The organism is Caballeronia sp. (assembly GCF_028292365.1).
Taxonomy (GTDB): domain Bacteria; phylum Pseudomonadota; class Gammaproteobacteria; order Burkholderiales; family Burkholderiaceae; genus Caballeronia.
Genome location: NZ_JAQGMM010000090.1, coordinates 62,560 through 78,343, shown reverse-complemented (window position 1 = coordinate 78,343; position 15,784 = coordinate 62,560). Strand labels below are relative to the sequence as shown.

Sequence of the window (15,784 nt, the reverse complement as noted above, 5' to 3'; positions counted from 1 at the left end):
GTCACTGGTGGCGAAGCGTGTGGGTATCGGTGTTCGGAGAAGGAGGGTTTCACACATCCGTGGCTCTGGCGAGCACCGTGCTTTTGGGGCACCTATGAATAGAAACTGCACGCTGTGGACACTTAGGGTAGCGTGGTTAAAAGCGTTTTCTTTGCTTCGTTTCTTTGTCGCTAAGGACCAAGAAATGACGCGCTGCCACGCGCAGTGGCTAATAGTGATAAAGAGGATATCCGAGTCAAGCAGACCGCTAAGGCCGAAAGCAGCAACCCGGCATTGACCCAGAACCGCTAACGCTGGAACCTCGCAACCGCCCCCCACCCCGTCCACCGGCGCGAGCGAAAATCACCTCACCATATACCCCCGATCGGTCATGCATTCGCCATACGAGCGCCAGTACTGGACCATCGGCGGCTCCGGCGGCGGCAACGCAGGCATAGGTGCATCGGCAGAAGTCGAACTCGCATGTGCCGCAGCACGAGCATCCGCAGCCACGCCGGGTGTGGGCGTTGCGGACGCTTCCGTCGCCGATGCCGCAACCGGCGCGGAACCGGGAGCAATCGCCGATGGCAACGGCGCCGCCACCGCCACCGGATGCACCGCGCCGGGTTTCACAGTCTTCGGCTTTTCGGGCGCTTGGGACACGCGCGCCATCACCACGCCGGTATGTTGATTGGCGTAGCTGTAGCACATGGCCGTATCGATACTGGTTTGCGCCGGGCTCTGGCTGCGCATTGGAAAGGCGAGCGGTTGTTGCGCAAGCGCGCTGGTGCTCAGCAACAGCACGGCAATGCCGGCGGACAGGGGGATTCTCATAGCTCGTGCACTCCTGGAAACAGGAATGGCGGCGCCCGGATCAAGCTGATTCCGAAGCGCCGCCAAACGAGCTTTCACCTTACTGTCCGCACTCCGTACCCATGCGAAAGACTATCGCTGTAATCCGCCAACTTTTCGCGTTATTCGCCCGTTAAGCGCGCTGGACCGCGTTTGTTTGACGATTCCAGGCGATCCGGCAGGCTTGGAAACCATGCAGCAATGTGCTTGTGCAATGCACCACAAGAATGTCGCTGAACTGAACGCTCATGCTTGACCTGCGTGAAACGACATGAAGCCACGTGAACCCGCGAGCCAACCCCGCTCGAATCAAACGCTTTCCAGCGCCAGCGCAATCCCCTGCCCGCCGCCGATACACAGCGTCACCATCGCTCGCTTCAGGCCGTCGCGTTTCATCGCATGAGCGAGACGCGTGACCAACACCGCGCCGGTTGCGCCAATAGCATGGCCGTGGGCAATCGCGCCGCCTTCGGGGTTCACCACGTCATCGGGCAAACCCAGCTTGCGCGCGACCGCAATCGGCACTGCGGCGAATGCTTCGTTGATCTCGATGCGTTCAAGATCGCCCAGCTTCCAGCCCGCGCGATCCAGCGCCTGCTGCACGGCAGGCACCGGCCCAAGACCGAACATGCCCGGTTCGACGGCTGCAATGCCATACGCGACCAGCCGCACCGATGCCTCGATCCCCTTGCGCTCGGCGAATGCACGATCCGCTACGAGCATCGCGGCTGCGCCGCTGTTCAGGCCCGGCGCGTTGCCTGCGGTAATCGTTCCGTCGGGGCGAAAAGCGGGCCGCAGTTTGGACAACGTGGCGAACGTGGTGTCGGGGCGCGGCTGTTCGTCGGTATCGAAGACAATGCTTTGCTTGCCCGCCTTCACTTCCACGCCGACAATTTCCGCCGCAAACCAGCCCTTCGCCTGAGCCGCGGCAAAACGTTGCTGCGAGCGCTCGGCGAAACGGTCCTGCGCTTCGCGCGTGATGTCCATCTGCGTCACGAGGTCTTCGGTATGCCAGCCGGAATGCTTGCCGGAGAAGGCGTCGTCGAGACCGTCGCGCAACATGCTGTCGTGGATTTCTGCATTGCCCATCCGATACCCAAAACGGCCGTTATCGAGCAGATACGGCGCACGGTCCATGTTCTCCATGCCGCCTGCCACAGCGAGCCGCGTAAACCCCGCAGTGATCTCGTTAGCCGCCGATACAATCGCCTGCGCTCCCGAGCCGCACACGCGGTTCACCGTCAGCGCAGGCACCGAGACAGGCAAACCGCCGTTCAAGGCCGCCTGACGCGCGGGATTCATGCGGTTGCCCGCCTGGATCACGTTACCCAAGGTGACTGAATCCACGTCCTGTCCCTCAACCCTGGCACGTCGCAGGGTTTCACGGACTACAGCCGCGCCAAGGTCCGTCGCCGGCGTGCCTTTCAGCGCGCCGTTGAACGCGCCGATCGCGGTCCTGACCGGCTCGCACAGCACGATTTCACGTTGTTGACTCATGGTTCTTCGCTCCTTGCGTGGTTCAGCCGAAAACTCAATGGGCCGGGGTGAGATAAGCAGGCGTGGCCGACGACAACGACGCCTTCACGTTGCGGCCGACTTCATCGACGAGAATCTCTTCCTTGCCTTGCTCAATGCCTTCGAGCACCTGACGCACCACCTCTTGCGGCGACGTCTTCGGCGCATCGATTCCCGCGGTCATATCGGTATCGATAAACGCCGGATGCACGCCGACCACCAGCGTGTTCTGCCCGCGCAGTTCGGTGCGCAAGCCGTTCGTGATCGCCCACGCGGCGGACTTGGACGCGCTGTACGAACCCGAGCTGTCGATAGTCAGCCAGCTCAGCACCGACAAGATGTTGACCACCGCGCCGCCGCCGTTGCGCTTCAGGGTCGGCGCGAAGGCCTGCGTGACAGCAAGGGGACCGATCACGTTGGTCTCGACCTGCGAGCGCACGGCCTCTATAGACGCGCTGTCAAGCAGCGAACCGCCAATGATCGCGCCCGCATTGTTGATGACGATCTGCACGTCGGTCAGGTGCTCGGCCGCCGCGGCAATGCTCTGCGCATTCGTGACGTCGAGTTGCACCGCTTCCACGCCGGGCACTTTGACCTGGTTTTTGCTGCGCGCCGACGCATACACTTTCGATGCCCCCGCCGCAAGCAACGCCTTCGCAAACTGCTCGCCAAGGCCGCGATTCGCACCCGTCACCAATACGACTTTTCCTTTGATTTCCATGGCAATCTCCGTAGTGCATATGCACTTTATAAGGCAAAAAAATGAGGCAAAAAAACGCCGGACATCCCGCCCGGCGACTGTTTTATTCCGTCGATGTCAATTCAAGCAGGGACTTTCTCAGTTCCCCGGCGCGTTCCCGGCCGAACTTGTCCTCGAATTCCTGCTGTGCCTCGCGCCAGCGCAGCGATGCTTCGCCAAGCGTCTTTCTGCCGGTGTCCGACAGGGACAACGCCACGGCCCGCGTGCTGGCGTCTTGCTGGGCGGCAATCACAAGGCGGTCACGTTGCAGAGGTTTCAACGCCCTGACCAGCGTGGTGCGCTCCATCACCATGGCGTCCGCGAGTTCGGCCATGGTCACGCCCGGCCGCCGATGGATTGCCGCAAGCAGCGTGTACTGCGCCGCCGTCACGCCTGCCTGGCTGACGTGGCGCTCATAAAGCTGCGACACAAACCGCGCCGCCTGACGGATGGCGAAGCAGTTGCAATCGAGGTAGGTCAAATCTTGGGTAGTCATACTCGCGACTATAGTTGTGTATATGCACTTTGTCAAGCGCAGGAAGTGGCCGGCCATAGGACCGGCCCTCGACTACCCCTTGGGATACGCCACGACGTCGCCTTCGACCGACAGCGCGATGCGCTCGCCGACACGCGGATGCGAATGCCCCGCCACGCGAATCTGCACGGCGCGCCTGGCCGTAAGGGAGCGCAGCATGACGCTGGCATCGTGACCATAGAACACGACTTTCTCGACCACCGCCTGGACACCATCGCCGTTCATATGATGATCGGCAACAATCCGGATCTGCTCCGGCCGGATCATCACGTCGACATCGCTCGCAGCCATCGCGCGTGCGATCGGCAACGTGCCAAACTCGCAGATCACCTGCCTCGAATTCCGGGAATCGATCAATCCCGGCACGATCACCGCGTCGCCGACAAAACTCGCCAGCTCACGCGACACCGGCCGCCGATACACCGCCTCCGGCGAATCCGTCTGCACGAGACGGCCACGCCACAACACCGCAACCTCGTGCCCAAGCGACAGCGCCTCGGCCTGATCGTGCGTAACCAGCACCGCGGTGGCGCCCGTGGCCGCAAGCGCATTCACCACGGCTTCACGCGTTTCGATCCGCAACGCGGCATCGAGCGAAGAAAACGGTTCGTCGAGCATCACGAGCGAGGGCGACGGCGCAAGCGCTCGCGCCAGCGCAACGCGTTGCTGCTGTCCGCCGGACAATGCCTGGGGCGGGCGATCGCCATACGCGGCCGGCAGACCAACGAGCGCCAGCAATTCATCGACACGATACCGCGCCCGACGCTGCTGCCGCGGCAAGCCAAAGACGATGTTATCGGCTACGGAAAGATGCGGAAAGAGCGCGCCTTCCTGCGGCACATAGCCGATCCGGCGTGCTTCAGACGGCACGTGAATGCCCGGCCCGGCTACGCGCACGCCATCGATCTCAACGGTGCCGGCGTCGGCCCGTTCGAAGCCGCAGAGCACCCGCAACAGCGTGGTCTTGCCGCTGCCGGACGGCCCGAGCAGGGCAAGCAGGGTGCCGCGCTCCACCGATAAATCGACGCCATGAAGCACGGGTTGACCATCGAAGGATTTGGTCAGGCTGGTAACGCGAAGTTCGCTCATATCGATTTACTTGTCAGGCGGCGAACCGGCCTGTAGTCCTTCTTTTAAAACGGCCGCGCGTCCCGCAACCGCTGATCGCCCAAGCAATGTAAACAGCCCGATCGATGCCGCCAGCGACATGCCCACGAGCAATGCGGCATACGGCGCAGCGGCGGCAAACGCGAGCGTGGAGGTATCGATCCACACTTGAGTGGCAAGCGTGCGGGTGCCGCTGGGCGATAGCAATAACGTGGAATTGAGTTCAGTGACGACCGAGATGAAGACCATGGTGGCGCCGGCGCCAAGGCCCGGACCCGCGAGCGGCAAGAGCACGCGCCGCACGGTTTCACGCCAGCTCAGGCCAAGTGATCGAGCAGTCTCTTCCAGACGCGGTTGCGCTTGCGTGAACGCTGCGCGCACGCTGACGAGAGCGAGCGGCAAGAACAAAATGGCGTACGCCACGACCAGCAGTTCAGCGCTTTGATAGAGCGGCCTCAACGCATGCACGGCCAGCGACACGATCGCCAGCGCAACCACGAGGCTCGGCAGACCTTGCGCGAGGAACACGATGCGCTCGAACGTGGTCGCCATCCTGCTGGGAAAACGAACCAGCAAAAACGCGAGCGGCACGCACGCGAGCGTAGTAACGACCGCGGCGGCGCAACCATAACCAATCGATGACAACGTCGATTCGATCAGCAGTTCCGGCGACACTTCCGCGGGCGTGATGGCCGCAGCACCGCTTTGCGTCAACCAGAAACCGATCATGCCGATAGGCACGCCCAACGTCACGATCGCGAGCACGACGAATGCGGCGACCACCGCCCATCGCCACGCACCGAGTTCATAACGCAATGCCGCACGCCTCACGCCACGATCGACGCGCTCATAGCGCGAACGGCCTCGCACGCGCATTTCCAGCGCGAGGCAGAACAGGCACATCGCGATAAGAATGCACGCGAATACCGACGCGCCGCTGCTGTCGAAGCTCGTCCTGTATTCGGCGTAGATCTGGGTGGTGAAAGTCCGAAAGCGCAACAGCGTGAACGCACCGAACTCCGACAGCACGCCCAGCGCCACCAGCAGCATTCCGCCAAGCAACGCAGGCCGCAATTGCGGCAACACCACGCGCATGAACACGCCAATTCGCCCGCAACCGAGCGAGCGCGCACTTTCTTCGAGCGCCGGGTCCATGCCGCGCAAGGCGGCGGCGACCGGCAAATAGACAAGGGGGAAATACGCGGTGGAAATCACCAGCAATGCGCCCGCGAAGTCCTGCAAATCGAGGCTCAGCGACACCCACGCGTAACTCGTGATGAACGCGGGCATCGCGAGCGGTGCGACCGTGAGAGCCGCCCAAAAACGTCGCCCGGGCAAACGCGTTCGTTCGATAAACCATGCTGCCGCCGTTCCCACCACCGCCGACACAAGCGTGGCGCTCACAGTAATGGACAGCGTATTGATGAGCAACTCACCCACCAGCGGCCTGAAAATCAGTTCGATGGCGTCATCCCAGCCGAACGTCACCGCGCGATACACCGTGAACGCGAGCGGCATCAGCACGAGCAGCGCGCACAGTCCCGCCGCCACGAGCAAACCCCGCGGCGCGCGTTTGCGGCTGCGGGGTTCAGGCAGCGTAGATACGCCAACCGCCTTCACGACATCGCTCATACTTTCCTGCGCTTACAGTAGTCCGGCCTGGCGCATCAGCTTCGCGGCTTTGCTGTCATCGCCGAGTTGTTCAACCGTCAACGACGGCGGGCTCAACTGGTCAAAAGGCTTGAGCAGCGGATCGGGAGAAACGCCCGCATGCAGCGGATATTCGAACGCAATCTTGCCCTTGGCCATCAGGTCCTGCGCACGTTCGCTGACGAGATACGCCAGGAATTGCTGCGCCTCCTTCTGGTTCTTGCTCGACTTCAACACGGCCGCGCCCGATACGTTCACGAGTGCGCCCACATCGCCGTTACCGAAGTGATAGATCGCGCTACGCGTCGCGCTGTCGCCGAGTTGCACGTGCAGGCGCGCCCAGTAGTAGTTGTTCACTACGCCCGTCGCCACGCCGCCGCGATTCACTGCAGCCACCACGCCTTCGTCGTCGTCAAAGATCTGCGCGTTTTTCTTCAGGCCCTTGAGCCAGTCCAGCGCTTGCGCTTCACCCTTCATTGCGATAACCGCGCTCACCACCGGCAGGAAATCGCCATCGCTCGGTGCAATGCCGACCTTGCCTTTCCACTCCGGCTTGGCCAAGTCCATCAACGATGCCGGCAGCTGCGCCGCATCGATCTTCTTCGTGTTGTAGACCAGCACGTTCTCGCGCGCTAGCACGCCGACCCAGTCGCCCTGCGGCGAGTTGAAGCGCGAAGGGATGGTCGAGAGCGTGGACGCATCGGTTTTGGCGAGCAGGCCTTTCTCGTCCAACAGCATCAGTTCGGGAGAGTTCTCGGTGAAGTAGACATCGGCGGGAGAAGCCGATCCTTCCGCGACGAGCTGCGCCGCCATCGCCGGGCCTTCGCCGTTGCGGACCTTCACCGAAACGCCGCTTTGCTTCTCGAAGTCCTTCGCCAGCGCGGCCACGACCTGCTCGTGTTGCGCGTTGTACAAGGTCAGCGTCGCCGCTTCCGAGTTCAGCGGCAACGCCGCTGCGGCAGCCAGCACCGCGATGCCGCAAAGCGTGCGCAGCACGGGCAGGGAGCGTGTGGTGTTCATTGCAATCATTCCTTTGTTGTGGTGCGCCGGCGTGCGTTAGCGTATGCCGGCGTGTGCTTGAGCTTGAGCTTCTGGCTTACGTTGAATCAGGTTTCGAACAGCCCCGCGCCGATAAACGAACCCGGCCGCACGCCCGGCGGGCACGCGAACACCGCGCTGCCTACGTGCGTGGTGAACTGGTTCATCATGTCGAACTTCGCCAGCCGTTCATTGATCGGAATGAAACCCGTGCGCGGATCGGCTTGATGCGCGACGAAGATCAACCCCGCGTCGTACTCGGTTTCCTGGCGCCATGGCGGCCAGCGCTCGATATAAAAATCGGTGCCGTCGTTGTAGGAATACGAACGGCGCAGGATCTGCGCACCGTTGTTCGTTGCCTGGTTCGACAACCGCACGTGGGAGTTTTCCGGGATCACCTGGTTGCCGTCTTTATCGGCGGCATCGAGGTCCAGTGCATCGAATTCATTTTTCTTGCCGATCGGCGCGCCGCTGTATTTCTCGCGACCCATCACCTGTTCCTGGAAGCCGCGCTCCATGGTGTCCCAGTGTTCCAGCGTGATGCGGATACGCCGCACGACCGTGTAGGTGCCGCCGTTCATCCACGGTGCGTCGGGCGCATTGGCCCACACGAACTGATTCATCAGCGCCGGTTTTGCGACCGACGGATTGTTGGTGCCGTCCTTGAAACCCATCAGGTTGCGCGGCGTCTGTCCACGTGGACCGGAGAGGAATCCCGCCTGCCCCCAACGCATGGCCACGATACCGTAGCCCATGCGCGCGAGTTGACGCACCGCATGGAATGCAATTTGAGCGTCGTTGGCGCAAGCCTGAATCAGGATGTCGCCGCCCGTTTTCTGCGGCAACAACTGGTCGCCGTTGAAGCGCGGCAAGTCAACCAGCGCGGCAGGCCGGCGTTTCTCCAGACCGTAGCGGTCGTGGCCGTCGTGCGTGAAAAGCCCCGGGCCGAAACCGAACGTGATCGTGAGGCCCGCTGCACCCAGGCCGAGGATATCGCCAGAATCGGGTGCGGCTTTGTCGTCGGTGGGCAACGGCTTGGCCGTGTCGCCGCGCGACATGCGCGCGGCCGCATCCGTCCACGTTTTCAGAAGGCCGATCACGTCGTCACGTTTGCCGGTCGTTAGATCGAGCGACGCCACGTACGTATGGCTCTGCTGCGGCGTCACGATACCCGCCTGGTGCTCACCGAAAAACGGCTCGACCACAAGCATCGGGTCGATGGGTTGCTTGAACTGCGCCTTCGTCGCGGCGTGCGCGACTGAACCCGCGCCTAACGCTGCACCCGCGGCAACGCCCGCTTTCAAAAAACGGCGGCGCGGTGGATCTTGATCGTTTGCCATGATGTCGCCCTGCTGTGCTGATTACTTCGCTTTACTTACTTTACGTACTTACTTTACCTACTTACTTCGCCAGGACCAGCGTGTTGACATCGTCCTGCACGTAGTAAAAACCGTCGCCTTCCGGCGTCATCGCGATGCCGAACAAGTCACCATTGCCCGGCGGCGATTGCGCTTTGTCGGTATCGATCCAGCGCGCATACAGTTGCTTGCCCGTCGCCGGATCGATCTCCACAACCTGGCCGTTCAACGCGTTCGTGACCAGCAAGTGGCCGTTGGGCGCCGTCACCATCGCGAGCGGACGATGCAGGAAACCATCGGCGGTCAACTGGCGGCCGACACCCGCGCTGGTATCGCGCGTCATGGGATCATCAATTTCAGTCACGCGGTTGCCAATGGCGTCGGACGCATACAGCAACTTCTGATCCGGCGATAACGCCAGGCCAGTGGGTCCAACCAGGAACACGCCCTTGTCAGCCTGAGCGCCGAAACCGCTGGCGATCACCGTTTCCTGCTTGACCACCGGGGCCTTGCCTTGCGGTATATCCAGGTCGAGGCGAAGAATGGTTGCCTGCTTGAAGACCGGCGGATTGCCATCCGCGCCGCCCACGCCGAAGCCCGCGTTACTCAGGAACAGCGTGGCGTGATCGCCGTTATCGACGACCGCCATGTTGCCCCATGGGTCGTTGATATTCGCGCTCACAATAGTGGACGCCACCTTGCCCTGGTTGTCGAGCACGATCAGGCAGCCCGCGCCCTTGGTGCCGGTCGTTCCGTCGTTGCTTGGCGTGCTGCCGACGATCACCCAGCCCGACTTCAGCATGGTCATTGCGGTGGAAAGGCCAATACCGCCCGGGCAATCCTTGAGGTCGCGCGGCACGGTGGCGAACACCGTCATCTCGTTGGTGTCGGGATGATAGTTGATGATCGTGCTGCCGGTGCCCTGCAAGTTAGCAGCGTTATTGAAGTTGCCTACCAGCACGTCGCCCTGCTTGACCGTACCCGACGATACCGGCGCGACCACGATCGCATACGGGTTCTGGTCGCCGTTGGACGGCACGGTATTGATGAGCGTGGTGTGCTTGTGCAGTGTCTCGAGAAAGCCGATTGGCGCTGCGTGCGCCACGCCGCTGACGAGACCGGCAACCAGGCCGCCGACCAGCAACGCGGCTGATGCAATGGTCGACAGCGTGACCGGAAGCGCTCTGGATTTGATAAGTTGTTTCATACAAAAGCCTCGGATGCGTGCGTTCAAGATCACGCCGATCAGAAAGTGATGGTAGTGCGCACGCCGACGACGAACGTGTTGCGCAACGGCTGCGTGGGATCGTTCGGATTCTGGCCCGCGCCCGCGTTGAAGGTGTATTGCAGATCACCCTGCATGACCCACCACGGGTTGACCTGGTACTGATAGGTCGCCTCAACCGCGGTTTCCTGCGTGCGGATACCGTACGGTCCGCCGCTAGCGGCTGCAGCCGCGATATCGAGGTCATGCACGTGGTTGCCGACCTTGATGTAGGCGAGGCCAATGCCCACGCTGTCGTTGTCGCGGCCGGCGAACGGAGCCTTCATCACAAGGCCCGCGTTGGCGCTGAAGCTCACCAGGTTGCGATCGCCCGGCGCGCCCATCACGCGCGCAAACACGCCAATGCTACGGGGTTCGTCAGGGTCGGGACGCCAGATCATCTGATCCGCGACGGCGTAAAAACTGTAGTTGCCGTTATGGTTTTGCGGTGTACCCGTGCTCAGCGGATTGGCGAGCGACAGGCCGGTGTTGTCAGTGCTCTGGTCAGCGAAGCGTTCGTTGTTGTACCAGAAGCCGATCTTGTACGTGCCGGGCAAGCCGGTTTGCGGCACGCCGACCATTTCGCCGTCCGACGGCTGGTTGATCGAATACTGCAATTCGCCGATATACATCGCGCCGTTATGCAGGTTGAAGTTCGTGCCGCTGAGATTGTTCGGGTTGTTGCCGAGCGGATCTGCGTCGAACACACCTGCCAGCGCGGTCAATGAGGGGGTGATCTGGCCGCGTACGCGCACGCCGAGTCCGGACAGCGGGTACGCCGGACCGCCCGAAGGCATGTCATACGACGGCAGGCCCGGCCAGCCGAACATGGTGTTCACGAACGTGGCCGCGTAACTGCTGACCATGAACTCCTGGTCAATACTTTGCTGGCCGACCTTCACATCCACACGTTTGTTCAGGAATGACTGCTGATACCAGAGCTCCCACAGGCGCGTGGTGTCCTGCGCTTCGATCCCACTCGCAGTGTTCAGCGTGCCGAGGTTGAACTCGCTCAGGTTGCGGCCGTGAATTTGCAGCGCGCTCGCGTTGAATGTTCCGCCCGGCAGGCCGAAGGCCTTTTGTGTATCGAGACCGAGGGTGACGGTGGTCAGCCCGTCGTAGGTGCCGCCGGTTTTCAGGCCGCCACGCGTGTTGTCCAGATATTCCGATACTTCCGTCGCTTGCAGCGTCACGCCGTACTGGCCGAGGAATGAGCGGATGCCGCCCATGTCGCCGAGCAGGGTCGAGCGTGACCAGACGCCGGTCCATTGACCCGCCTGTTGCGCCTGGATGTTCAAGTCGGCTTCGGGCGTGTCGGAAGGGGTTGCGTCCGGGCTGGCCGGTGCGCCCGCAGCAAATGCCGCCGAAAATGTCGCCGATGAAGCCAGCGCGAACAACGCCACGCTGGTGCCGAGCACCGCCCGGCGGAGACTGAAGGGCGCACTAGGGCGCTTGATGGCAGCGCGCAGTGTCGCGTCGGGGCGTGAATCGTGTCGCGATTCAGCGCGCGATTCGCGCGGAGCGAGCTGGACGGGTTGCATCGAAATCCTCTGTCTTGTTGCGACGGCTGCTAACACGTCGTGTTGATTGTTCTAAAGACGTTCCTACGACACGCGCCATAAGCCACGTCCTCCGGGCCACCATCCAGAAGGCACCGGCGAAGCGAATCGTACCCACGCCAAGTTTGAACGTCAATATAAATGAGAACGATTCTCATTATAATTACAGAGAGGTGAAATCTCCCTTACAAAAACCATTTCTTACGGCTTGCTAACTCCCTTATTCGAAATTGTTCAGTAATGCCGTTGATATATATGAATGATGCGGAGATAGGGACTGTCGCCGCGGGCCACTGATTCATCTTGTGCCGCAATCTTCAGGGTCAAACCGGATAGTTGAACACCCGCATCAGGGTATTGCCGGAGCGGCTCAACAACGGCGGCTGCGCCAGCTTGGCGAGCTCCGGCAATCCGCTTAAACCCGCTATGCCGAAATCCGCAGCGCCGATGCGACGAACTGCCAAGACGCCGCTAATTTGGCTTCCTAAATTGCATCTGCTGCTGGTCGTCAGCGAGTGAGTTCAACAAGCCGAACAGGCTTTTTCGTCCACACGATAATGGCGGCGCACGCGGGCAAGTCCTGTCTTGCCCGTAGCGTGTTCGCCATGGTGCAGTCGTGTGCCGGGAAAGTTGAATCCCGGCGTTGAAACCCGGAGTTGAAAACGTGTAGATAAAACCAAAACGCGAAAGCGAAACCTGACCGCCCTGCTCGCCGGACCTGTCCAACCCCGAAGGAGAATAAAAGTGCATCTTCGAACAAATCTCAAACCGCTTGCCTGGATTCTTGCGTGCGCTGCCGCCACCTGGGGTGCATTGCCGTTATCCGCCGCTGCCGAAACGTTCGACGTCAAGGTTGGCTTTGCCGCCCCGCTGACGGGCGCGAACGCAGGTTACGGGAAGGACCTGCAAAACGGCGTGCAACTGGCGCTGGATGAAGCAAACGCGAAGAAGATCCAGATTGGCGGCAAGACGGCCAACTTTGTCATACAGGCAGAAGACGACCAGGCCGACCCGCGGATCGGCGTGCAGGCAGCGCAAAAACTGGTGGATGGCGGTGTGGCAGTGGTCGTTGGCCACTTCAATTCGGGCACGACAATTCCGGCGTCGCAGGTCTACCAGACCGCCGGTATTCCTGTGATCGATCCTGCGGCGACCAATCCGACCATCACGCAGCGAGGCTTCGACAACGTCTTCACCGTCATTTCCAGCGACGCCCAGAACGCCGGGACCGCCGGGACGTATGCGGTGACGGTGACGAAAGCGAAAAAGATCTCGATCATCGACGACCGGACGGCCTTCGGCCAGGGTGAAGCTGATGAGTTCGAGAAAGCGGTGAAGGCGGCGGGCGGCACGATCATCGCGCGTCAGTACAGTGACAACCAGACCGTCGATTTCAGCGCGCAACTCACCGCGCTGAAGGGTGCGGGCACCGACCTGATCTTCTTTGGCGGCCTCGACCGGCAAGCAGCGGCGGTGGCGAAACGGATGAGGCAGCTTGGCATTACTGCGCAGTTCGTGGGCGGTGGCGGCGTGATGGACACGGATTTCCTGAAGCTTGCCGGCGACGCAGCCGATGGAGCGATGGCATGGGAATACGGCAGTCCGCTTGAGAAACTGCCGCAGGGCAAGGCGTTCGCCGAGAAATTCCAGAAGCATTTCGGCGTGGCGATTCTCTCGTATGCTCCGTTCGGTTATGACGCTGCATGGGCCGCGATTAACGCCATGCAGAAGGCCAATTCCGTCGATCCGAAGGTATACCGTCCGGTGCTGAAGGCTATTTCGTTCCCGGGCATTACGGGCACGATCGCCTTCGACAATAACGGCGCGCTGAAGAATGCTTCGTCGACGATGTATCAGGTCAAGGGCGGCGCCTGGGTGCCGATCGTGACGAAGAGCGGGACGTAGGATCTAACGGACGGGTCGCGCTCGGGGCGCTGGTCAGTCTCCGGGCGCGAACGAAACTCATCTGTTCATGTAAGCCAACAGATTCGCCCGCGTCACCGCGGCTTCTTCCTCGAGCCATTGGGCAAATTCCTGCAGGACCGGTGAAGGCGCCGGCCGCTCCGGATAGATCAGATAATACGAAGCCCCGCTGGGCACACAAAGCGAAAACGGCGTAATGATTCTCTGCGCCCGCAAGTCCTCTTCGATCAGCGATAAATCTCCAATCGTCACGCCCAATCCCTGCATTGCCGATGAAATAGCGAGATCAAGCGTATCGAAGTGCTGCGCTTTCGCCGACGGCAATCCCTTATACCCATACGCTTCCAGCCACCTGAGCCAGTCCCGCCGATCACGCGTGGGATGCAGCAAGGTCTGGTCGGCGAGATCATCCGGCGTAGCGGGTGCAGCGCCGACTTGCGGCTTTTTCCACAAACCCGGCGCACACACCGGTGTCAGCACTTCATCGAACAGATGATGCGAGCTCACGCCCTTTAACGTCGGCTCCCCGAACACAATGGCGGCGTCGAACTGCTCGGCATTGAACTCCACCCCGTGAGACACCGCCGCCGTCACTTCGATCACGAGCGCCGGCCGCTCATTCTGCAAACGGATCACGCGCGGCAAAATCCAGCGCATCGCGCACGTGGGACATTTCACCCGCAACGTGCCCGACTGTGCCCCGCTGCGTTCCAGCGCCTCGGTAATCTGCGCCAGCGCCTGTTGCAAAGGCGCGAGCAACATGGCGCCATTCGGCGTCAGCGCAAGACCGCGCGGCTGGCGCACGAACAACGCATAACCCAAGTGCGCCTCCAGCCCGGAAATCTGCCGGCTGACGGCGCCCTGCGTGATGTTCAGAACATCGGCGGCGCGGGTGAAATTCAGTCGCTGTGCCACGACTGCAAAGGTTTTGAGCACATCCAAAGACGGCAGCGGTTTCATTATTGGATCTCGTAAGCCATGAGCTGGGTTCATGGCTAGTATGACAAACTTTCGATTGTCCACGCTTTATTGCTGCTGTCGAATGACAATGGATACTTGAATTGAGTCCTCAGGAGACAACGTCGTGAAAAGTGCCTGGACCCCCGCGTCGAAGCTGCCGAATGTCGGCACAACCATCTTTACCGTGATCGGCCAGCTCGCCGAGGAACATCAAGCGCTGAATCTCTCGCAAGGCGCGCCGAATTTCGCGTGTGATCCGAAACTCGTGGACAGCGCCGCGCGAGCCATGCGCGACGGGCATAACCAATACGCGCCCATGTCGGGCGTGCTCGCGCTGCGCGAAGCGCTCGCGCTGAAAACGCAGCAGCTTTACGGGGCGACCTACGACCCAGGCAGCGAAATCACCGTGGTCGCAAGCGCGAGCGAAGGCTTGTATGCGTCGATCAGCGCGCTCGTGCATCCCGGCGACGAAGTGATCTACTTCGAACCGTCATTCGATAGCTACGGTCCCATCGTGCAATTGCAGGGTGCGATGCCCATCCCGATCAAGCTCTCGCCGGTGGATTTTCATATCGACTGGGATGAGGTGGCCGCGGCCATCACGCCGCGCACGCGGATGATCATTATCAACTCGCCGCACAACCCGTCCGGCAGCGCGTTCACCGTTGAAGACATTAATCGCCTCACGGCGTTGACGCGCGATTCGAAGATCATCGTGTTGTCGGATGAAGTGTATGAACATGTTGTGTTCGACGGCGCCCTGCATCACAGCATGGCGCGTTATCCGGCTCTGGCCGAGCGCAGCGTGATCGTGTCGTCGTTCGGCAAGTCGTATCACGTGACGGGATGGCGTGTTGGTTTCACGCTTGCACCCGCCGAGCTGACCAACGAGATCCGCAAGGTGCATCAGTTCATGACCTTCGCCGCCGATACCCCCATGCAGATTGCATTCGCGGAAGCACTCGGCGACGCATCGAGTTATCTCGGGCTCGGCGAGTTCTATCAAAAGAAACGCGATCTGCTCGCACAAGCACTCGCCGGTTCACGCTTCGAACTCTTGCCGAGTGCCGGCAGCTTCTTCATGCTGGCGCGCTTCGGCGCGTTCTCCGATGAATCGGACAGCGACTTCGTGCTGCGCCTGATTCGCGAAACGCGCGTTGCGACCATTCCCTTGTCGGCGTTCTACACGGACGGCACTGACAACCGCATCATTCGTCTGAGCTTCGCCAAGGACGACGACACGCTGCGCGAAGGCGCACGTCGCTTGTGCGCGGTCTGATACTGACCAATGCTTGTTTGCTTTCG

At 61.4% G+C, this 15,784-nt stretch carries 14 protein-coding genes; 2 read left to right on the top strand and 12 right to left on the bottom strand.

All coding sequences use genetic code 11. The annotated features are described in order from the left end of the window. Window positions 1-342: 342 nt before the first annotated feature. From JWR14_RS05615 to JWR14_RS05565, 11 genes are all read right to left on the bottom strand, one after another. Window positions 343-813, bottom strand: a complete 471-nt coding sequence (locus JWR14_RS05615) for a hypothetical protein (RefSeq protein WP_299702772.1) — start codon at window positions 811-813, stop codon at window positions 343-345. A 327-nt stretch (window positions 814-1,140) separates the two neighbouring features. Then, on the bottom strand, window positions 1,141-2,328 hold the full coding sequence (locus tag JWR14_RS05610) for a thiolase family protein (protein ID WP_299702769.1): 1,188 nt from the start codon (window positions 2,326-2,328) through the stop codon (window positions 1,141-1,143). A 34-nt stretch (window positions 2,329-2,362) separates the two neighbouring features. Further along, complete coding sequence (locus tag JWR14_RS05605) at window positions 2,363-3,067, bottom strand: SDR family oxidoreductase (protein WP_299702766.1); 705 nt, start codon at window positions 3,065-3,067, stop codon at window positions 2,363-2,365. Window positions 3,068-3,149: 82 nt separating this feature from the next. Further along, window positions 3,150-3,581 (bottom strand): MarR family transcriptional regulator, encoded by a 432-nt coding sequence (locus JWR14_RS05600; protein WP_299702764.1) that lies wholly within the window; start codon window positions 3,579-3,581, stop codon window positions 3,150-3,152. Between the two features lie 72 nt (window positions 3,582-3,653). Further along, the gene (locus JWR14_RS05595) at window positions 3,654-4,709 is read right to left on the bottom strand and encodes an ABC transporter ATP-binding protein (RefSeq protein ID WP_299702761.1); all 1,056 of its coding nucleotides are present in this window, start codon (window positions 4,707-4,709) and stop codon (window positions 3,654-3,656) included. 6 nt (window positions 4,710-4,715) lie between these two features. Next, window positions 4,716-6,359 carry an iron ABC transporter permease gene (locus JWR14_RS05590; protein WP_299702758.1) on the bottom strand — a complete coding sequence of 548 codons (1,644 nt, stop codon included), beginning with the start codon at window positions 6,357-6,359 and terminating at the stop codon, window positions 4,716-4,718. A 12-nt stretch (window positions 6,360-6,371) separates the two neighbouring features. Then, window positions 6,372-7,397, bottom strand: coding sequence for an iron ABC transporter substrate-binding protein (locus JWR14_RS05585; protein WP_299702755.1), 1,026 nt, complete (start codon window positions 7,395-7,397; stop codon window positions 6,372-6,374). 86 nt (window positions 7,398-7,483) lie between these two features. Continuing rightward, entirely contained in the window at window positions 7,484-8,755 is a 1,272-nt protein-coding gene (efeB, locus tag JWR14_RS05580) for an iron uptake transporter deferrochelatase/peroxidase subunit (protein ID WP_299702752.1), read from the bottom strand. 61 nt (window positions 8,756-8,816) lie between these two features. Next, window positions 8,817-9,980, bottom strand: coding sequence for a hypothetical protein (locus tag JWR14_RS05575; RefSeq protein ID WP_299702749.1), 1,164 nt, complete (start codon window positions 9,978-9,980; stop codon window positions 8,817-8,819). A 38-nt stretch (window positions 9,981-10,018) separates the two neighbouring features. Further along, on the bottom strand, window positions 10,019-11,578 hold the full coding sequence (locus tag JWR14_RS05570; protein WP_299702746.1) for a carbohydrate porin: 1,560 nt from the start codon (window positions 11,576-11,578) through the stop codon (window positions 10,019-10,021). Window positions 11,579-11,919: 341 nt separating this feature from the next. Further along, window positions 11,920-12,060, bottom strand: coding sequence for a hypothetical protein (locus JWR14_RS05565; protein WP_299702743.1), 141 nt, complete (start codon window positions 12,058-12,060; stop codon window positions 11,920-11,922). 280 nt (window positions 12,061-12,340) lie between these two features. On the opposite strand from JWR14_RS05565, the gene JWR14_RS05560 reads away from it, so the two are divergent. Next, on the top strand, window positions 12,341-13,501 hold the full coding sequence (locus tag JWR14_RS05560) for a branched-chain amino acid ABC transporter substrate-binding protein (RefSeq protein ID WP_299702740.1): 1,161 nt from the start codon (window positions 12,341-12,343) through the stop codon (window positions 13,499-13,501). A 57-nt stretch (window positions 13,502-13,558) separates the two neighbouring features. On the opposite strand, the gene JWR14_RS05555 is transcribed toward JWR14_RS05560, so the two are convergent. Continuing rightward, window positions 13,559-14,479, bottom strand: a complete 921-nt coding sequence (locus tag JWR14_RS05555; protein WP_299702739.1) for a LysR substrate-binding domain-containing protein — start codon at window positions 14,477-14,479, stop codon at window positions 13,559-13,561. A gap of 124 nt (window positions 14,480-14,603) precedes the next feature. On the opposite strand from JWR14_RS05555, the gene JWR14_RS05550 reads away from it, so the two are divergent. Next, window positions 14,604-15,758, top strand: coding sequence for a methionine aminotransferase (locus JWR14_RS05550; RefSeq protein WP_299702737.1), 1,155 nt, complete (start codon window positions 14,604-14,606; stop codon window positions 15,756-15,758). Window positions 15,759-15,784: the final 26 nt, after the last annotated feature.